13 protein-coding genes and 1 riboswitch are annotated in these 18651 nt (G+C 67.6%); of the genes, 5 read left to right on the forward strand and 8 right to left on the reverse strand.

Going from position 1 to position 18651, the window contains the following annotated elements:
- Positions 1 to 147 precede the first annotated feature (147 nt).
- Positions 148 to 1593 carry an adenosylhomocysteinase gene (gene ahcY, locus AC5P74_RS12540; RefSeq protein WP_033834449.1) on the reverse strand — a complete coding sequence of 482 codons (1446 nt, stop codon included), beginning with the start codon at positions 1591 to 1593 and terminating at the stop codon, positions 148 to 150.
- Between the two features lie 36 nt (positions 1594 to 1629).
- Positions 1630 to 1713: riboswitch (S-adenosyl-L-homocysteine riboswitch) on the reverse strand.
- A 120-nt stretch (positions 1714 to 1833) separates the two neighbouring features.
- Between ahcY and AC5P74_RS12545 the strand changes: the two genes are divergently transcribed.
- Together AC5P74_RS12545 and ppc are read left to right on the forward strand one after the other, a co-directional pair.
- On the forward strand, positions 1834 to 4350 hold the full coding sequence (locus tag AC5P74_RS12545; RefSeq protein ID WP_032953936.1) for a S9 family peptidase: 2517 nt from the start codon (positions 1834 to 1836) through the stop codon (positions 4348 to 4350).
- Between the two features lie 237 nt (positions 4351 to 4587).
- A complete protein-coding gene (gene ppc / locus AC5P74_RS12550) occupies positions 4588 to 7299 on the forward strand; it encodes a phosphoenolpyruvate carboxylase (RefSeq protein WP_139726741.1) in 2712 nt (903 codons plus the stop codon).
- Positions 7300 to 7400: 101 nt separating this feature from the next.
- On the opposite strand, the gene AC5P74_RS12555 is transcribed toward ppc, so the two are convergent.
- Both AC5P74_RS12555 and metK read right to left on the reverse strand, forming a co-directional pair.
- Complete coding sequence (locus AC5P74_RS12555) at positions 7401 to 7907, reverse strand: acyl-CoA thioesterase (protein WP_005415314.1); 507 nt, start codon at positions 7905 to 7907, stop codon at positions 7401 to 7403.
- Between the two features lie 138 nt (positions 7908 to 8045).
- The gene (gene metK / locus AC5P74_RS12560; protein ID WP_005408103.1) at positions 8046 to 9257 is read right to left on the reverse strand and encodes a methionine adenosyltransferase; all 1212 of its coding nucleotides are present in this window, start codon (positions 9255 to 9257) and stop codon (positions 8046 to 8048) included.
- Positions 9258 to 9594: 337 nt separating this feature from the next.
- On the opposite strand from metK, the gene olsF reads away from it, so the two are divergent.
- The 3 genes from olsF to AC5P74_RS12575 all read left to right on the forward strand — a co-directional run bounded on the left by olsF (position 9595) and on the right by AC5P74_RS12575 (position 13258).
- Complete coding sequence (gene olsF, locus AC5P74_RS12565; protein WP_346607346.1) at positions 9595 to 11310, forward strand: bifunctional ornithine lipid synthase OlsF; 1716 nt, start codon at positions 9595 to 9597, stop codon at positions 11308 to 11310.
- Positions 11307 to 12107: a UDP-2,3-diacylglucosamine diphosphatase gene (locus AC5P74_RS12570; RefSeq protein WP_053498813.1), complete on the forward strand. Its 801-nt coding sequence runs from the start codon at positions 11307 to 11309 to the stop codon at positions 12105 to 12107. The genes olsF and AC5P74_RS12570 overlap by 4 nt, the downstream gene beginning before the upstream one ends.
- A 119-nt stretch (positions 12108 to 12226) precedes the next feature.
- The gene (locus AC5P74_RS12575) at positions 12227 to 13258 is read left to right on the forward strand and encodes a metal-dependent hydrolase (protein WP_346607347.1); all 1032 of its coding nucleotides are present in this window, start codon (positions 12227 to 12229) and stop codon (positions 13256 to 13258) included.
- A gap of 448 nt (positions 13259 to 13706) precedes the next feature.
- On the opposite strand, the gene AC5P74_RS12580 is transcribed toward AC5P74_RS12575, so the two are convergent.
- The 5 genes from AC5P74_RS12580 to AC5P74_RS12600 form a co-directional block, all read right to left on the reverse strand.
- The gene (locus AC5P74_RS12580; RefSeq protein WP_005415318.1) at positions 13707 to 14534 is read right to left on the reverse strand and encodes a class I SAM-dependent methyltransferase; all 828 of its coding nucleotides are present in this window, start codon (positions 14532 to 14534) and stop codon (positions 13707 to 13709) included.
- Positions 14535 to 14596: 62 nt separating this feature from the next.
- Positions 14597 to 15592, reverse strand: a complete 996-nt coding sequence (gene dusB, locus AC5P74_RS12585; protein ID WP_053500098.1) for a tRNA dihydrouridine synthase DusB — start codon at positions 15590 to 15592, stop codon at positions 14597 to 14599.
- A 147-nt stretch (positions 15593 to 15739) separates the two neighbouring features.
- Positions 15740 to 16171 (reverse strand): hypothetical protein, encoded by a 432-nt coding sequence (locus AC5P74_RS12590; protein ID WP_053500089.1) that lies wholly within the window; start codon positions 16169 to 16171, stop codon positions 15740 to 15742.
- 149 nt (positions 16172 to 16320) lie between these two features.
- On the reverse strand, positions 16321 to 17286 hold the full coding sequence (locus tag AC5P74_RS12595; RefSeq protein ID WP_053500087.1) for a ribokinase: 966 nt from the start codon (positions 17284 to 17286) through the stop codon (positions 16321 to 16323).
- Positions 17287 to 17311: 25 nt separating this feature from the next.
- Complete coding sequence (locus AC5P74_RS12600; RefSeq protein WP_005415322.1) at positions 17312 to 18610, reverse strand: NupC/NupG family nucleoside CNT transporter; 1299 nt, start codon at positions 18608 to 18610, stop codon at positions 17312 to 17314.
- Positions 18611 to 18651 lie beyond the last annotated feature (41 nt).

Below are 18651 nucleotides of genomic sequence, written 5' to 3' on the forward strand. Positions count from 1 at the left end.
GTTGCCGGGTGCCGCAACGCAGAACGGGCGCCCGAAGGCGCCCGTCCTGTCTGCATCCGTTGCCGGGGTCAGAGCCCTTTCATGCGGAAAGGGATCCGACCCCGCGTACGCCGGTAGTGCCGGCCGCTGGCCGGCACCCCACAGGCATCAGTAGCGGTAGTGGTCCGGCTTGAACGGGCCTTCCACCGGCACGCCGATGTAGTCGGCCTGTTCCTGGCTCAGGGTGGTCAGCTTCACGCCGATCTTCTCCAGGTGCAGGCGGGCCACTTCTTCGTCCAGCTTCTTCGGCAGCAGGTAGACCTTCTTCTCGTAGCTGTCCTTGTTCGCCCACAGGTCGATCTGTGCCAGGGTCTGGTTGGCGAAGCTGTTGGACATCACGAAGCTCGGGTGGCCGGTGGCGCAGCCCAGGTTCACCAGGCGGCCTTCGGCCAGCAGGAAGATCGCGTTGCCGTTCGGGAAGATGTACTTGTCCACCTGCGGCTTGATGTTGACGTGCTTGATGCCCGGGTAGGACACCAGTGCGTCGACCTGGATCTCGTTGTCGAAGTGGCCGATGTTGCAGACGATGGCCTGGTCCTTCATCGCGCTCAGGTGCTCGATGCGGATGATGTCGCGGTTGCCGGTGGTGGTGACGTACAGGTCGGCACGGCCCAGGGTCGATTCGATGGTGTTGACTTCATAGCCTTCCATCGCCGCCTGCAGGGCGCAGATCGGGTCGATCTCGGTGACGATCACGCGCGCGCCGTAGGCACGCAGCGAGGCCGCGCAGCCCTTGCCGACGTCGCCGTAGCCGCAGACCACGGCCACCTTGCCGGCCAGCATCACGTCCATCGCGCGCTTCAGGCCGTCGGCCAGCGACTCGCGGCAGCCGTACAGGTTGTCGAACTTGCTCTTGGTGACCGAGTCGTTGACGTTGATCGCCGGGATCAGCAGGGTGCCGGCCTGGGCCAGCTGGTACAGGCGGTGCACGCCGGTGGTGGTCTCTTCGGAGACGCCCTTCCAGTCCTTGACCACGCGGCCCCAGTAACCCGGGCGCTCCTTGGCCACGCGCTTGAGCAGGTTCTTGATGACCTGTTCTTCGTGCGAGGCGGACGCGGTGTTGACCCAGTCGCTGCCGTTTTCCAGCTCGTAGCCCTTGTGGATCAGCAGGGTCACGTCACCGCCGTCGTCGACCACCAGTTCCGGGCCGGTCAGGGTGCCGTCGGCCAGGGTGAAGGTCAGCGCGTCCAGGGTGCAGTCCCAGTACTCTTCAAGGGTCTCGCCCTTCCAGGCGAACACCGGGGTGCCGGTGGCGGCGATGGCGGCAGCCGCGTGGTCCTGGGTCGAGAAGATGTTGCACGAGGCCCAGCGCACATCGGCGCCGATGTCCTTCAGGGTCTCGATCAGCACTGCGGTCTGGATGGTCATGTGCAGCGAGCCGGTCACGCGCACGCCCTTCAGCGGCAGCTCGGCCTGGTACTTGCGGCGGATCGACATCAGGCCCGGCATTTCGTGCTCGGCGATGTCCAGTTCCTTGCGGCCCCAGTCGGCCAGCGTGATATCGCGGATCTTGTAATCACCTTCGGTGGAGAAGGTCTTGGCAACAGCGTTCATTCGTGTGCTCCGGTTGTGGGCGAGCGGATGCTCGCATCTAGCCGGGCGCCGTTGTTACAAAGCCACCTTACCGAGCCTGGCCGGGCCTCGTGGGATCCGGTCGCAGCGCCCCTCGGCAGGGGAGAACCCCCATTATATCGCGGCCCCAGCGTGACATCGGCATGACCCAACCATCGGCAGATGGGGCCACGTGCACGGCCTGTTAAGGTCGGAGTTTTCACGCATCACACAGGTGGAACGATGAGCATGCACGCGCGCCGCACACGGCGCTGGACCGGCCTGGTCCTGTCGATGGGGCTGCTGGCGGTGGCCCCGCTGGCCTGGGCGGCCGCCTCGCAGCCAGCTCCGGCGCAGGCGCAGGGCGTCAATGGCTACGAACTGCCATCGGCCGCACTGCAGGCAGTGGTCGACGCCCCGCGCGCGCCGTCGCTGTTCCTGTCGCCGCGCCGCGACGTGGCTGCGATGATGCAGATGCCGTCGCTGCCGTCGATCCAGGTGGTGGCGCAGCCGGAACTGAAGCTGGCCGGCCTGCGCATCAACCCGCGCACGTTCTCCGACAGCCGCTTCAGCTTCGGTGAGAAGCTGTGGCTGATGAACGTGGCCGATGGCAAGGAGCGGCAGATCAGTGGCCTGCCGGCCACGCTGTCGATCGCCAGTGTGATGTGGTCGCCGGACCAGAAGTGGCTGGCCTTCAACCAGGTCGACGCCGCCAGCGGCGCCAATGAACTGTGGCTGGTGGATGTGGCCGGTGGCAGCGCCCGCCGCCTGGTTGCCGGCTTGAACACGGTGATCGGCAGCGGCTACCAGTGGCTGCCGGACAGCCGCGGGCTGGTGGTGTTCACCCGCCCGGCCAACCTGGGGCCGGCCCCGGCCGCCGACGGCGTCCCGACCGGCCCTGCCGTGCAGCAGACCAGCCAGGGCGGCGGCGTGGTGTCGATCCGTACCTATCAGGACCTGCTGAAGAACGAAGCCGACGCCCGCCAGTTCGATTACTACGCGACGACCCAGCCGATGGAAGTCGGCCTGGATGGCAGTACCCGCGCGATCGGTGCGGCCGGCATCTTCATGGGCTTCTCGGTGTCGCCTGACGGCCGCTTCGTGCTGCGCCAGCCGGTGCAGCGTCCGTACTCCTACGTGGTGCCGGTAAGCAGTTTTCCGCGCCGCATTGAAGTGATCGAGCGTGCCACCGGCAAGCTGGTGCATACCGTGGCGGTGCGCCCGCTGGTGGAAGGCCTGCCGACCGGCAACGATGCCGAAGTGACCGGCGTGCGCGACATCAGCTGGCGCGGTGATGCCGATGCCACCCTGGTCTGGGCCGAAGCGCAGGACGGTGGTGATCCGAACCGGGAAGCCAAGGTGCGCGATGCGGTGCTGATGCAGGCTGCGCCGTTCGACAAGCCGCCGGTGACCCTGGCCCAGCTTGGCAGCCGCCTGAGCGGCATCAACTGGGGCCGTGGCGACCTGGCCCTGCTGACCGAGTCGTGGTGGAAGACCCGCAGGACCAGGACCTGGCTGATTGCCCCGGACAACGCCGGTGCCGAGCCGCGCCTGCTGTGGGATCGTGACGCGCAGGACCGTTATGCCGATCCGGGGCGGCCGCTGCTGGCCAGCGATGAACGTGGTCGCTCGCTGCTGCAGACCAGCCCGGAAGGCAGCAGCCTGTACCTGGCCGGTGCCGGCGCTTCGCCGGAAGGCGACCGCCCGTTCGTGGACCGCTTCGACATCGCCACGGGCAAGGCGACGCGCCTGTTCCATTCGCAGGCGCCGAGCTATTCGCTGCCGGTGGCATTGCTGGACAACCAGGGCAATTCGCTGCTGCTGAGCCGCGAGAGCCCGGACGAACCGGCCAACTTCTACGTGCAGTCGCTGGCCGATGCCGGTGCCGCACCGCGCGCGCTGACCCGTTTCGCCCATCCGCTGCCGCAGCTGAAGGGCGTGCAGAAGGAGCAGATCCGCTACCAGCGCAAGGATGGCGTCGACCTGACCGCGACACTGCTGCTGCCGCCGGGCTACGATCCCAAGCGCGACGGCCCGCGCCCGCTGCTGATGTGGGCCTACCCGGGCGAGTTCAAGAGCGCGGCCGCGGCCAGCCAGGTGACCGATTCGCCGTACCGCTTCAACGCGGTCAGCTACTGGGGCCCGCAGGCGTTCCTGGCCAAGGGGTACGTAGTGCTGGCCAGCCCGTCGATGCCGATCATCGGCGAGGGTGACAAGGAGCCGAACGACACCTACATCGAACAGCTGGTGGCCAATGCGCAGGCGGCGGTGGATGAAGTGGTGCGCCGAGGCGTGACCGATCGCGATCACATCGCCATCGGTGGCCACTCCTATGGTGCGTTCATGACGGCCAACCTGCTGGCACACACCCGCCTGTTCAAGGCCGGCATCGCGCGCAGCGGTGCCTACAACCGCACGCTTACCCCGTTCGGTTTCCAGGCCGAGGAGCGCAACTACTGGCAGGCGCAGGACGTCTACCAGAAGATGGCGCCGTTCAATTACGCCGACAGGATCAAGGATCCGATCCTGTTCATCCACGGCGTGGACGACAACAACTCCGGCACGTTCCCGATCCAGAGCGAGCGCATGTTCGCCGCGGTGAAGGGCCTGGGTGGCACCGCGCGGCTGGTGATGCTGCCCAACGAATCGCATGCTTACCGGGCACGCGAATCGATCATGACCATGCTGGCCGAAAGCGAGCGCTGGCTGGAGCAGACCATCGGCCCGGCCGAGCAGGGCAAGGCGAAGAAGAAGCGCTGATACCTGCATGAGGGCGGCCCCTGTAACAGGGGCCGCCTGTGCGGCTGCGCCGCCGCCCGAGCATGGGCTCGGGCGCTACACGGTGTCACGCGCCACGACGCTTGTAGAGCCGAGCCCATGCTCGGCTGCGTCCGCCAGGGATGCGTGCAGATGAAACCATTTTTGCATCGCAGCACGCTGCCCGTTCTGGTTTAGGCTTGGGGTCTGGATCCGTTGACCGAGGCCTGTGCGTCGCCGATGAACGAGTACCGCAGCAGCATCGAGTTTGCTTCCCCCGATCTTCCGCTTCGCGATGACGTGCGCCGGCTCGGCGCACTGGTCGGTGACCTGCTGGTCGAGCAGGTATCGGCGGCCTTCCTCGACGAGGTCGAGGACGTGCGCACCCGCGCCATCGCCCGTCGCGAGAACCAGGCGCCGCTGTCGGAGCTGGCCGAAGGGCTGGCCGGGCGCACGCCGCAGCAGGCCGAGACCATGGTGCGGGCCTTCAGCACCTACTTCCAGGTGGTCAACATTGCCGAGCGCGTGCATCGCATCCGCCGCCGCCGTGACTACCAGCGTGCCGGTACCGCAGGGGCGCAGCCCGACGGCCTGCAGGATGCGCTGCAGCACCTGAAGGCGCAGGGCGTGGGCCTGGACGAGCTGGCGCAGTGGCTGCCGCGCATCGACATCGAACCGGTGTTTACCGCGCACCCGACCGAAGCGGTGCGCCGTGCGCTGCTGGAGAAAGAGCAGCTGATGGTGGCCAGCCTGGTCGACAACCTCGACGGCCAGCGCACGCCCGGGGAAGCGGCCGCCGATGCTGCGCGCTTCCGCATGGCGCTGACCGCGTCGTGGCAGACCACTGATTCCTCGCCGGTGCGGCCCACCGTCGATGACGAGCGCGAGCACGTCGGCTTCTATCTGGTGCAGGTGCTGTACCGCGTGATTCCCGTGCTGTACGAATCGCTGCAGCAGGCGCTGCGCGATACCTATGGTGAAGAGCTGCCACTGCCGCGCCTGCTGCGCTTCGGTACGTGGGTGGGCGGGGACATGGACGGCAACCCGAACGTGGATGCCCACACCATCCGCACTACGCTGGATGCGCAGCGGCAGGCGGTACTGGCGCGCTATCAGAAGGAACTGCTGCAGCTGGCCAGCCTGCTCAGCCAGTCCACCGAGCGGGTGGGCGTGAGCGATGCGCTGCAGGCGCGCGTGGCGCACTACCAGCAGCTGCTGCCGCAGGTACAGTCGCGCCCGCGCCATGCCGACATGCCCTACCGCCTGCTCAACGATCGCATGCGCGCGCGCCTGCAGGCCACGCTGGAAGACGGCGAGGGCGCTTACGCCGGCCCGGATGAACTGATCGACGACCTGCAGCTGATCCTCGACAGTTTGCGCGCCAATCGCGGCGAACACGCTGGCGGCTTCGCCGTGCAGCGGCTGTTGTGGCGGGTGAAGACGTTCGGCTTCCATCTGGCGCGGTTGGACGTGCGTCAGGAATCGAGCGTGCATGCGCGCGCGCTGGCGGCGGTGCTGGGCGGCGACCCGGCGTGGGAGGGCCTGGATGCCTTGGGCCGCGCGCGCCTGCTGGCACCGCATGCCAGTGGCGAGGTGCCGTTGCCGAAAGGCGACGACGAAGGCAACCGGCGGCTGGACGCCGTGTTCGCTGCATTGGCCGATGCCCGTGCGCGGCATGGCGGCGATGCACTGGGCAGTTACATCATTTCGATGGCGCACGACCGCAGCGACGTGCTGGCGGTGCTGGCGCTGGCGCGGCGTGGTGGCCTGGTCGATGCCGATGGCGGCGTGCCGCTCGATATCGCGCCGCTGTTTGAAACTGTGGACGACCTCAAGCGCGGCACCGCCACGCTGCGCGACCTGCTGGAGGATCCGGTGTACCGCGCGCACCTGCGTGCACGCGATGATGTTCAGATGGTGATGCTGGGCTATTCGGACAGCAGCAAGGATGGTGGCATTGCTGCTTCGCGTTGGGGCCTTCAGCGCGCGCAGGTGGAACTGCTGGAGGTGGCGGCCGAGGCCGGCATCCGCCTGACCTTCTTCCATGGCCGGGGCGGCTCGATCAGCCGTGGTGGTGGCAAGACCACCCACGCCGTGGATGCGTCGCCACGCGGCAGCATCGATGGCCGCCTGCGGGTGACCGAGCAGGGCGAGGTGATCCATCGCAAGTACGGCATCCGCGCGCTGGCCCTGCGCTCGCTGGAGCAGGCTACCGGTGCAGTGCTGCGCGCCAGCCTGCGCCCGCGCGCGGCCGAACCGCGCGAGGATGCGTGGCGGCCGGTGATGGATGCGGTGGCTGCGGCCAGCAGCGAGGTGTATCGCGGGTTCGTTGGCCAGGCCGGTTTCATGGATTATTTCCGTACCGCCACGCCGATCGACGTGATCGAGCGGATGACGCTGGGCTCGCGGCCGTCGCGCCGGCTCGGCCAGGACGCAGCGCTGGGCAACCTGCGTGCGATTCCCTGGGTGTTCGCCTGGAGCCAGGCGCGTGCGGTGATTCCCGGCTGGTACGGCGTGGGCAGTGGCCTGCAGGCCGCGGTCGATGCCGGCCACGAACAGACCCTGCGCGATATGGCGCGGGACTGGCCGTTCTTCCGTACCTTCCTGGATGACATCGCGATGGTGCTGTCCAAGGGCGATATCACCATCGCCGAGCAGTTCTCGCTGTTGTCGGGTGAACTGCATGGGCGCTTCTTCCCGCAGGTGCAGCGCGAACTGGAGCTCACCCGGCGCTGGCTGCTGGCGTTGATGGACCAGAAGACGCTGCTGGACCACGACGCGCGGCTGGCGCTGTCGATCCGCCTGCGCAATCCCTACGTCGATCCGATCAGCGTGCTGCAGGTGGAACTGCTGCAGCGCTGGCGGGCCAGCGGGCGCGAGGATGACGATCTGCTGCGCGCGCTGGTGGCGTGCGTGAACGGCGTTTCGCAGGGTGTGCAGAACACCGGTTGATCCGCATCCACCGGGCATGGCCCGGCGAATTCGAAAGGGTAGTGCCGGCCGCTGGCCGGCAACTGCGGCCCCGGTGGGGGCGGGGCTTGCCCCGCACGTCCTTATTCTTCCGGCGACGGCGGGTTCGACGCCAGCAGTTCCAGGTGGCGCTGCTCCATTTCCTGGCGCAACTGGCGGCGGATCTGTGCTGCGGCCTGGCGGCGCTTTTCGTCGGACGTTGCCGGCTGCAAGGGCGGGACAGGCGTCGGCCGGCCTTCTTCATCCACTGCGACCATCGTGAAGAAGCAGCTGTTGGCGTGGCGCACGCTGCGCTTGAGGATGTCCTCAGCCACCACCTTGATGCCGATCTCCATCGATGAGGTGCCGGTGTAGTTCACCGAGGCCAGGAAGGTGACCAGCTCGCCCACCGCGATGGGCTGGCGGAACATCACCTGGTCCACCGACAGGGTGACCACGTAGCTGCCGGCATAGCGGCTGGCGCAGGCGTAGGCCACCTGGTCAAGCAGGCGCAGGATGGCGCCACCATGGACCTTGCCGGAGAAATTGGCCATTTCCGGCGACATCAGCACGGTCATGGACAGCTGGTGGGTTTTCAGTTCGGTCGACATGCGGCGATTGTATCGGCAACCGGTAGTGCCGGCCGCCGGCCGGCAACCACGCGATTGTTTCCGGAGGTCATGAAAAAGCCGGCCAGCGGCCGGCTCTACCAGAAAGAGAAGGGCCGCTTGCGCGGCCCTTCGTGTTGCTTACTTCAGCTTCGCATCGGCGCGCAGGGCGGCGGCGCGGTCGGTCTTCTCCCAGGAGAAGGCCGTGGCGTTGACGGTCTCGCCTTCGCCGTTGAGGTAGCTGAACTCCTTCGGCTTGCGGCCGAAGTGGCCATAGGCCGCGGTCTGCTGGTACATCGGGTGGATCAGGTCCAGCATCTTGATGATGCCGTACGGGCGCAGGTCGAAGTGCTTGCGGATCAGCTTCTCGATCTTGTCGTCGCTGATCTTGCCGGTGCCGAAGGTGGTAACCGAGATCGAGGTCGGCTCAGCCACGCCGATGGCGTAGGAGACCTGCACTTCGCAACGGTCGGCCAGGCCGGCGGCAACCACGTTCTTGGCGACGTAGCGGGCCGCGTAGGCGGCCGAACGGTCGACCTTGGACGGGTCCTTGCCGGAGAACGCGCCACCACCGTGACGGGCCCAGCCGCCGTAGGTGTCGACGATGATCTTGCGGCCGGTCAGGCCGCAGTCGCCCACCGGGCCGCCGATCTCGAACTTGCCGGTCGGGTTGATGTGGAACTTGGTGCCCTTGTGCAGCCACTTGGCCGGCAGCACCGGCTTGATGATCTCTTCGCGGACGGCCTCGATGAGGTCCTTCTGCTTGATGCCCGGGGCGTGCTGGGTCGACAGGACCACGGCGTCGATGGCCGAGACCACGCCGTTTTCATAGCGCAGGGTGACCTGGCTCTTGGCGTCCGGGCGCAGCCACGAAAGCGGCGAGTTCTTCTTCTTGCGGATCTTGGCCTGCTGCTCGACCAGGCGGTGCGACAGGTGGATCGCGGCCGGCATGTAGCTGTCGGTCTCGTTGGTGGCATAGCCGAACATCAGGCCCTGGTCGCCAGCGCCCATTTCTTCCGGCTTCTTGCGGTCCACGCCCTGGGCGATGTGCGGCGACTGCTTGCCGATCAGGTTCAGCACGCCGCAGGTGGCGCCGTCGAAGCCGACGTCGGAGCTGTCGTAGCCGATGTCCGTGATGACCTTGCGGGTCAGCGCTTCCAGGTCGATCCAGGCGCTGGTGGTGATTTCACCGGCCACGATTGCAACGCCGGTCTTGACCATGGTCTCGCAGGCCACGCGGGCGCGCTGGTCCTGGGTCAGGATCGCGTCCAGCACCGCATCGGAGATCTGGTCGGCAACCTTGTCCGGATGGCCTTCGGAGACCGACTCGGAGGTGAAGAGATAGCTGGACATCAGGCGTAATATCCCTTGATTCGGATGGAAAGATGGGCGCGCATGATACACGGGGCGCGCCGCCTGTGCATTGTGAACCCGTACCGGTTGCCGGTGGTTAAGCCCGCGTAGGCCCGGCAGCGGCCGTCATGACGGGATTGGGGGCCAGCCTCGAGGCCCAGTGTTCCACCAGCGTGACAACAGACGGGACTGCCCAACCCTCCCGACCGCGCAGTCCGCGACCCGGCCGTAAAGGCGGGCCCACCGTCATCGTTCTGCCCCGAAACCGCCATCTGGCTGCCGCCTGCCGGGCGCAGGCTGTCGGCCAATCCGGCCGCCGGGCATCAGTGGATCCGCCATGCAGGAACTCGAACAGCGTCTCCAGCAACGTTTCCCCGATTGGTTCCATGGCCGTCGCGGCCAATTGGCGCGGCCGTTGCTGCGCAGCGTCGGCCGCTGGTCGCGCCTGGACCAGATCGAAGCCTTCCTGCAGCGCAGCTCAGGCCTGCGCGGCTTCGGTTTCGTCGCCGCCGGCCTGGAGTTCATCGGCGGCCAGTACCAGGTGGATCCGGCCGCGCTGGCGAAGATTCCGGCCACCGGCCGCCTGCTGATCGTCGCCAACCACCCTTCCGGGGCTCTGGACGCATTGGCCTTGCTGGACGCGGTCGGCCGTATCCGCCGCGATGTGCGGATCGTGGCCAACGACCTGCTGGGGGCGATCGCGCCGCTGCAGGATCTGCTGTTGCCGGTGCGCATCCTGGGCGGCAAGGCGCAGCGCGGCAGCCTGCATGCGGTGGAGCAGGCATTGGCCGCCGAGCAGTGCGTGATCGTGTTCCCGGCTGGCGAGGTCTCGCGCCTGTCGCTGCGCGGCATCCGCGATGGCCGCTGGCAGCGGGGATTTGTCCGCTTTGCCCGCGCGGCCGGTGCGCCGGTGCTGCCGGTGCGGGTGGAAGCGCGCAACTCGGCACTGTTCTATGGCGCCTCGACCCTGTTCAAGCCGGCCGGTACCGCGCTGCTGGCGCGCGAGATGTTCACCCGTCGTGGCCGCCCACTGCGGCTGAGCATCGGCGAGCCGATGCGGCTGGGCGACGGCGGCGATCCGGGTGCCCAACTGCTGGCGGTACGCCGCGCACTCTATGCCCTGGGCCGCAATGGCGCGGCCGGCAATGCCGCTGCCTGCGCAGGCCCTGAGCCGCTGGCCGCCCCGGTGCCACCTTCGCAGGTCGCCGCTGGCATCGCAGCCGCCACCCAGCTGGGCCAGACCGCCGACGGCAAGCAGATCCTGCTGGCCACCTGCACTGCCGATTCGCCAATGCTGCTGGAACTGGGCCGCCTGCGCGAACTGACCTTCCGCCAGGTGGGTGAGGGCACCGGCCGCAGCCGTGACCTCGACAACTACGACCCGCAGTACGAGCACATCGTGATCTGGGACGCCGCCGCGCAGCGCATCGCTGGCGCGTACCGGATCATGCGTGGTGCCCACGCGTTGGCCCGGCACGGCCTGTCCGGCCTCTACAGTGCGTCGTTGTTCCGCTATTCCGACGACGCCATCAGCCACATCGCCGAAGGCCTGGAACTGGGCCGCAGCTTCGTGGTGCCCGACTACTGGGGCAGCCGCAGCCTGGATTACCTGTGGCAGGGCATCGGTGCCTACCTGCAGTGCCGGCCGGGGATCCGCTACCTGTTCGGCGCGGTGTCGATCAGTGCGGCGCTGCCGCGCGATGCGCGCGAGCAGCTGGTGGCGTACTACCAGCGCTATTACAGCGGCACCGCCGGCATGGCCGAATCGAACCGGCCGTTCCAGTACTTCGCCGCACCGCCCAGTTTCGGTGAGCTGGATACAGGCGCCGCGTTCGACGTGCTCAAGGCCAACCTGGCTGCACTCGGTACCGGCGTACCCACGCTGTATCGCCAGTACACCGATCTGTGCGAACCGGGCGGCGCGCGCTTCCTCGCCTTCGGGGTGGATCCGGACTTCAGCGATTCGATCGACGGCCTGATCGAGGTGGACCTGTGTGCGATCCGGCCGAACAAGCGCAAACGTTACCTGCGCGACGCGGGGGCGCCGGCATGAGCACGCTGGCGAACCTGTCGCCGCACCGGCGCGCAGTGTTCGTCTCCGACGTGCACCTGGGATCACGTCACTGCCATGCCACCGAGCTGGCGCGCTTTCTCTCGCAACTGCGCTGTGAACGGCTGTACCTGGTCGGCGACATCATCGACCTGTGGTGGATGGCGCACCGCCGTGCCAACTGGCGGCAGTCGCACAGCGAGGTCATCCAAGCGCTGCACGCATTGCGTCGCGCTGGCACCGAGATCATCTACATCCCCGGCAACCACGATGCATCGCTGCGCCAGGTGTGCGGGCTGATGCTGCCGGCGATGCAGGTGCGCCGCCGCGCCATCCACGTGACCGCCGATGGCCGCCGGCTGCTGGTCGCGCACGGCGACGACTACGACGGCGTGACCCACTTCGGCGGCCTGCAGGAAAAGTTCGGTGACTGGCTGTATTACCGCATCCTCACCGGCAACCAGGCATTGAACGCGGTGCGCCGCCAGCTTGGCATGCGCTACTGGTCGCTATCGGAGTTCCTGAAGAAGCGCAGTGGTGCGGCTGAACGCTACATCGAGCGCTTCGTGCAGGCCGGCCTGGACGACGTGCGCCGGCGTGGCCTGGACGGCATCGTCTGCGGGCATATCCACCGCGCCTCGCTGGTCGAACGCGATGGCCTGGTCTATGCCAACGATGGGGACTGGGTGGAAAGCCTGACCGCGCTGGTCGAAGACCACGACGGCGCGCTGCGCCTGCTGGACCACAACGGCCAGACGCTGGTGGAGCTGCCGGGCGCGCGGTTGTCGCAGGCGGCATAGCCCGCGTGTGTCCCCTTGTAGAGCCGAGCCCATGCTCGGCTGCTCTTCATTGCGTGTAACGGCAGCCGAGCATGGGCTCGGCTCTACATACACCGCGCGCAAGCCGCTAGCATCGGCCCATGGATTCATTGACCCAGATCGTGCTCGGTGGCGCCGTCGCTGCTGCCATCGCTCCGCCCGGCCATCGCCGCGCGGCCCTGCTGGCCGGTGCCGCGCTCGGCACCCTGCCGGACCTCGACGCCCTGTGGCTTGGCTTCACTGCGGCCGACCCGGTGGCGAACATGACCGAACACCGCAGCTTCAGCCATTCGCTGCTGGTGCTGCCCTGGGTGGCCGCACTGATCTGGTGGTTGTTCAAGCGCTTCGGCAATGGTCGCGTCGCGCAGTCACCGCTGCGCTGGTTCTGGGCGATCCAGCTGGCGCTGGTTACCCATCCCTTGCTGGATGCGTTCACCGTCTACGGTACCCAGTTGTGGTGGCCGCTGCGGCCACACCCAACCATGGGCTCCAGCGTCTTCATCATCGACCCTGGCTACACGGTGTGGCTGCTGCTGGGCTGCGTGCTGGCCTGGTTTGGTCGTGCGCGGCCCTGGGTGGGCAAGGTGCTGGGCGCGGCGTTGCTGTTCAGCAGTGGCTACCTGGGCTGGGGGCTGATCGCCAAGGCGCAGGTCGATCGGGCCGCGCAGCAGAGCCTGGCGGCGATGGGCCTGGGTGACGCGCCGCGCTTCTCGGTGCCGATGCCGTTCAATACGCTGCTGTGGCGGGTGGTGGCGATGACGCCCAATGGCTACGTGGTGGGTGATCGCTCACTGGTGGCCGACCATGGGCCGATGCGGTTCGAAGGCCATGCGTCCAACGTGCAGGCCTTGCGCGAAGCGCGGGCCATCCCGGCGGTGCAGCAGCTTCAGTGGTTCAACCGCGGTTTCATGCGTGCGCAGGTCGTGGATGGCCAGTTGGTACTGAGCGACCTGCGCATGGGGCTGGAGCCGGACTACACCTTCAACTTCGTCGTCGCCGAGCAGGCCGACGGGCAATGGCGGGCGATCGTGCCCGAGCAGGTGCGGGCGGACTACAGCAGCCCGGCCGCGCGCGCCGACGCAAGTCGCCGGCTGGCGGCCATGTGGCAGCGGATCTGGCATGCGCCCGAGTAGATCCACGCCCTGCGTGGATGGCGGGACATCGGCGGTGGCAGCCACGCATGGCGTGGCTCCACTGCGTCGATCAGCGCCCGCAGCCGGTGCCGTTGAGTAGATCCACGCCATGCGTGGATGAAGGGACATCGGCGTTGGCAGCCACGCATGGCGTGGCTCTACTGCGTCGATCAGCACCCGCAGCCGGCGCCGTTGAGTAGATCCACGCCCTGCGTGGATGAAGGGACATCGGCGGTGGCAGCCACGCGTGGCGTGGCTCAACTGCGTCGATCAGCGCCCGCAGCCGGTGCCGTTGAGTAGATCCACGTCATGCGTGGATGAAGGGACATCGGCGGTGGCAGCCACGCATGGCGTGGCTCTACTGCGTCGATCAGCGCCCGCAGCCGGTGCCGTTGAGTAGATCCACGCCATGCGTGGATGGCGGGAACATCAGCAGCGCCGCGTCGGCTCAGTACACCGTCGCGCGGCCCTGCACGAACGAGTAGAAGAACACCGCATTCGGGTCGTTCTGCACCAGCCGGAACTCGCGGCGCATGCCTTCCACGGTTTCCTCGTCCACCGAGCCGGCCTGCAGCAGCTGGTCGGCCGCCGACAGCAGCAGCTGCTCCCAGAACGCGATCATGGTCTTGCGACGGGCAGGCTCGCGGTTGTCCAGGTGGATGGTCTTGATCTCGGTATGCACGTCGCGGAAGCCGCCGGCCAGCAGCAGGTTGCCCAGCTTGGCGCCGACGAACGGGTCGCCACCGTGATCGTACTGGAAGTCGTTGAAGGCCATCCAGTAGCGCCAGATGTGCGGCGAGTACGGATCAAGCAGGAACGAGGCATTCATCACCTCGGTGATGTAGACCGGTGAACCCGGCGCCAGCACGCGGCGCACTTCACTCAACACGCGTGCCGGTGACGGAACGTGTTCCAGCACCCAGCACAGGAAGGCCGAATCGAAGCTGCGCGCCTCGAACGGCAGTTCGCCGGCATCGGCCTGCTGCAGGGTGTAACGGTCGCTGCACCACGGGGTGCGCGCCAGGTTCTCGCGCGCGGTGGCCAGCTGGGTCTCGCTCAGGTCCACGCCGGTCACGTGCAGCTCGGGGAAGCGGCGCAGCAGGATCTCGGTCTGCGCACCCACGCCGCTGCCGACTTCCAGCAGGCGCCGTGCACCGCTGTAGTCGATCTGGCCGAAGATGCTCGATTCCAGCAGGCGCGCCTGGGTCATCAGGCGCTGCTGTTCGGTGCCGGAAAACCCGTGCAGGTAGGTCGGGGAGGAAATCGGCGGGGTCATGGGGCGGGCTCTCGGAGTTCAATTCGGTCGAGCAGGCTCGACGTTGCGACGCGGCAGGGCGGTCAGGCCGCCGAAGACAGCGCCGGTTCCCCGTCAATCAAGCGGTCGAAGTACTCGGTGGTCAGCGCGATCTGGCTCTGCGGGTCTTCGGCACGGTTGACCACCGCACGGAAGGCGGCGTTCTCCGGCCGGTCCTTGGCATACCAGCCCAGGTGCTTGCGCGCGATGCGCACGCCCTGCGGTTCGCCATAGAAGGCATGCAGTGCGTGCAGGTGGCCCAGCAGGATGTCGCGCACTTCGGCCAGCGACGGTGGCGGCAGTTCCTGCCCGGTGGCCAGGTAATGCGCCACTTCGCGGAAGATCCACGGCCGGCCCTGTGCGGAACGGCCGATCATCACCGCGTCCACGCCGGTTTCCTTCAAAACGTGGGCAGCCTTCTGCGGCGAATCGATATCGCCGTTGGCGATCACCGGAATGCGCAGGGCGGCCTTGATCTCACCGATGGTGGCGTACTCGGCCTGGCCGGTGTAATGCTGGTCGCGGGTGCGGCCGTGCACGGCCAGTGCAGCGATACCGCTGTCCTCGGCGATGCGCGCGATCAGCGGGCCATTGCGGTGGTCACAGTCCCAACCGGTGCGGATCTTCAGCGTGACCGGCACGTCCACCGCGTTGACCACGGCTTCGAGGATGCGCGCCACCAACTGCTCGTCGCGCATCAGCGCCGAGCCGGCCCAGGCGTTGCACACCTTCTTGGCCGGGCAGCCCATGTTGATGTCGATGATCTGCGCGCCGTGGTCGACGTTGTAGCGCGCCGCCTCGGCCAGCTGCTGCGGCTCGGTACCGGCGATCTGCACGCTGATCGGCGCCGGCTCGCCCTCATGGTCCATGCGGTGGATCGACTTGCGCGTGTTCCAGAAGCGCGGGTCGCTGATGGTCATTTCCGAGGCGGCCAGGCCCGCGCCCAGCCGTTTGCACAGCAGGCGGAAGGGCTTGTCGGTGACGCCGGCCATGGGCGCCAGCACGACGTTGGGGGCAATGGTGTACGGGCCGATCTGCATGCGCCCATTGTAGGGCGCGGGCGGCGGTACGGCCGTGTCGGGTACGGTCCGGTTCAGGCCGATCGGCACCGACCTCATGCCGTACCGGCATCAGCAGATGCTTGACGGTTGCTTCCGTCGCCCCCAAGGGCGGGCGATGGTGGGCGGCTAACCCAGGCTCTGCCAGGCCTGGCGGGTACCCAGGGCGAAGGCCAGCCCCAGGCCCAGGCAGGCCAGCGAACTGACCACCCAGAAGCGCCGGCCGTTGTACCCCGGCCGGAACAGCGCCAGGCCGAAGCCCGTCGCGGCGCGCAGCAGCAGCAAGGCAGCGATGGCGGGCAGGACCAGGCGGCTGGCCGGAAGCGGCGAATGCCAGCCCGCGGCGGCCAGTGCGTACAGGGTCCAGGCCACCAGCACGGCCGTGATGCCGGCGGTCATCAACGGTGGCCACCAGTGCCCCGCATGCGCGAGCCGGACCACGCGCTGGCCGGCACCGAAGTATCTGTACCACGCGGCGCCGAAGGCGATGCAGCCGATATGCAGCAGCGCCGCAGCGGCACTGCCTGCGGCCGCGACCAGCAACCAGGGGAATCCGTCCATGTCCTGCCCGTGCAAGGAAGCTGCGCGGATCGTGAGCGAGGGGCAGGGTGTGGGCAATGCGACAGGCGGTCGCAGGGGCTGGGCAATGGGCAAAAGAAAGGCCCAGGTGCCTGTGCACCCGGGCCTTGTCATCCACGCGTGGCGTGGAATTACTTGGCTTCGGCCTCGGCCGGGGTGAAGCGCGGCATCGCCGCTGCAGCGCCTTCCTTCTCGGTCGAGCGACCGGCGAACTGGTTGGCAAAGCGCACGTGGCGGGCGAACGGGGCGTCGGCCACCTGCGCCAGCGACGCGGCCAGCGCACCGTTGAAGGCATCACCGGCACCGGTGGTGTCGATGGCCTGCACCTGCTCGGCGCCGACGCGGTAGTACGGCTGGGTATCGCCGCGCAGGTTCTCGTCGGCATGCGAGACGAACACGCCCACCGAACCCAGGGTCACCACCACGGTACCGTTGCCGACCAGCTTGCGGCAGAGCGCATGCAGGCTGGCGCCATCCAGCGCGGCGACATCGTTGGCATCCACGCGCTCACCGACATGGCGGCCGAGCAGCGCGGCGAACTCGGTCTCGTTCGGGGTGATCACATCGGCCAGCTTGAGCAGGCCGATGGTCGAGGGCGCGTCCGCCGGTGCGGTGTTGAGCACGGTGGTGACACCGGCCTCGCGGGCCGTGGCCAGCGCCGCTTCAATGGTCTGCACCGGCGATTCCAGCTGCACCAGCACCACCTTGGCGCTGGTGAGCAATGCCTGCTGCTGTTGCAGGAAGTCGGTGCTGAGCGCGGCGTTGGCGCCCGGGCCGATCACGATGGTGTTGCGGCCACGCGCGTCCACGTAGATGCCCGCAGTGCCGGTCGGCTCGCTGCTGGCTTCGGCAATCAGGCCGAAGCCATCCTGCGCGGCCAGTTCGCGTGCGGTGGCGCCGCCGGCGTCATCGCCCAGCGCGCACACGAAGTGCGTCTCGGCGCCGGCGCGGCAGGCGGCCACGGCCTGGTTGAAGCCCTTGCCTCCCGGGCCGGTGCTGTAGCGGCCGGCAATGGTCGCACCCGGTGCCGGCAGCGACTCGCACCGCCACACGTGATCGACATTGAAGGAACCGACGACAACGACACTGCTGCTCATAGGAAATCTTTTCTCAACCAAGGGTTCAACTGAAGTGCGTCAGCACGCCGGCGATGGTCGCCGTCATGAAGGTGGCAATGGTACCGCCCAACACCGCGCGCAGGCCGAACTTGGCCAGATCGTGGCGACGTTCCGGCGCCAGGCCGCCGATGCCGCCGATCTGGATCGCGATCGAGCTGAAGTTGGCAAAGCCGCACAGCGCGTAGGTGGCGATCAGGCGGCCTTCGTCGGACAGGCTCACGCCCGCCACCTGGCCGTTCACGATCTGCGACAGCTCGGTGTAGGCCACGAACTCGTTGATCACGACCTTCTGGCCGATCAGCGAACCGACGGTGGTGGCATCAGCCCACGGGGTACCGATCACCCAGGCGATCGGGGCCAGCACGTAACCGAAGATGGTCGACAGGTTGGTCGGCTTGCCGATGGCAGCGGCCAGGCCGGTCACTTCGCCGAACCAGGTGAGTGGTGCATTCAGCAGCGCGATCAGGGCGATGAAGGCCAGCAGCATCGCGCCGATGTTCAGCGCCAGCTTCAGGCCGTCACCGGCACCGGCAGCGGCCGCGTCGATGATGTTGCTGGAGGTCTTCTCCACTTCCATCTTCACCGTGCCGCGGGTCAGCGGGGTGCCGGTTTCCGGAATCAGCAGCTTGGCCACGACCAGGGTGGCCGGTGCGGCCATGATGCTCGCCGCCAGCAGGTGCTTGGCGTAGAAGGCCTGCTGCGCCGGGTCGCCACCGCCGAGCATGCCCACGTAGGCCGCCAGCACGCCGCCGGCGATGTGCGCCATGCCGCCGATCATCATGGTCAGCAGCTCGGACTGGGTCATCCTGGCGATGTACGGGCGCACGGTCAGCGGCGCCTCGGTCTGGCCGATGAAGACGCTGGCGCAGACGCTGGTGGTTTCCGCGCCGGACACGCGCATCACCTTGGTGATCGACCAGGCCATCACGCGCACGATCGCCTGCATGACGTTGAGGTGGTACATGACCCCCATCAGCGCCGAGAAGAAGATGATGGTCGGCAGCACCTGGAAGGCGAAGATGAAGCCGTAGTTCTTGGTGTCCATCAACGAGCCGAAGATGAAGCCCGAACCCTCGTTGACGAAGCTCAGGACCTTGACGAAGCCCTTGCCCAGCGCATCGAACACGTCGCGCCCGCCCGGCACCAGGATCACCAGCGCCGCGAAGGCGATCTGCAGGGTGATACCGGTGGCAACCAGCTTCCAGTCAACCGCACGCTTGTTGTTGGAAAACAGCCAGGTGATGCCGATCAGCACCGCCAACCCGAACAGGCCGAAGCCGATCCTGCCCAAACCTTCGACCATGTGAGTGACTCCCCTGGGGCGTCGCGAAAAACGGGAAGCCT

The sequence above is a fragment of the Stenotrophomonas sp. YJH_SMC_94-11 genome (assembly GCF_059370435.1).

What these genes read in the sequence shown, in the direction of transcription:
- ahcY (WP_033834449.1), bottom strand. Translation starts at nt 1,593, where the DNA reads ATGAACGCTGTTGCCAAGACCTTCTCCACCGAAGGTGATTACAAGATC.
- AC5P74_RS12545 (WP_032953936.1), top strand. Translation starts at nt 1,834, where the DNA reads ATGAGCATGCACGCGCGCCGCACACGGCGCTGGACCGGCCTGGTCCTG.
- ppc (WP_139726741.1), top strand. Translation starts at nt 4,588, where the DNA reads ATGAACGAGTACCGCAGCAGCATCGAGTTTGCTTCCCCCGATCTTCCG.
- AC5P74_RS12555 (WP_005415314.1), bottom strand. Translation starts at nt 7,907, where the DNA reads ATGTCGACCGAACTGAAAACCCACCAGCTGTCCATGACCGTGCTGATG.
- metK (WP_005408103.1), bottom strand. Translation starts at nt 9,257, where the DNA reads ATGTCCAGCTATCTCTTCACCTCCGAGTCGGTCTCCGAAGGCCATCCG.
- olsF (WP_346607346.1), top strand. Translation starts at nt 9,595, where the DNA reads ATGCAGGAACTCGAACAGCGTCTCCAGCAACGTTTCCCCGATTGGTTC.
- AC5P74_RS12570 (WP_053498813.1), top strand. Translation starts at nt 11,307, where the DNA reads ATGAGCACGCTGGCGAACCTGTCGCCGCACCGGCGCGCAGTGTTCGTC.
- AC5P74_RS12575 (WP_346607347.1), top strand. Translation starts at nt 12,227, where the DNA reads ATGGATTCATTGACCCAGATCGTGCTCGGTGGCGCCGTCGCTGCTGCC.
- AC5P74_RS12580 (WP_005415318.1), bottom strand. Translation starts at nt 14,534, where the DNA reads ATGACCCCGCCGATTTCCTCCCCGACCTACCTGCACGGGTTTTCCGGC.
- dusB (WP_053500098.1), bottom strand. Translation starts at nt 15,592, where the DNA reads ATGCAGATCGGCCCGTACACCATTGCCCCCAACGTCGTGCTGGCGCCC.
- AC5P74_RS12590 (WP_053500089.1), bottom strand. Translation starts at nt 16,171, where the DNA reads ATGGACGGATTCCCCTGGTTGCTGGTCGCGGCCGCAGGCAGTGCCGCT.
- AC5P74_RS12595 (WP_053500087.1), bottom strand. Translation starts at nt 17,286, where the DNA reads ATGAGCAGCAGTGTCGTTGTCGTCGGTTCCTTCAATGTCGATCACGTG.
- AC5P74_RS12600 (WP_005415322.1), bottom strand. Translation starts at nt 18,610, where the DNA reads ATGGTCGAAGGTTTGGGCAGGATCGGCTTCGGCCTGTTCGGGTTGGCG.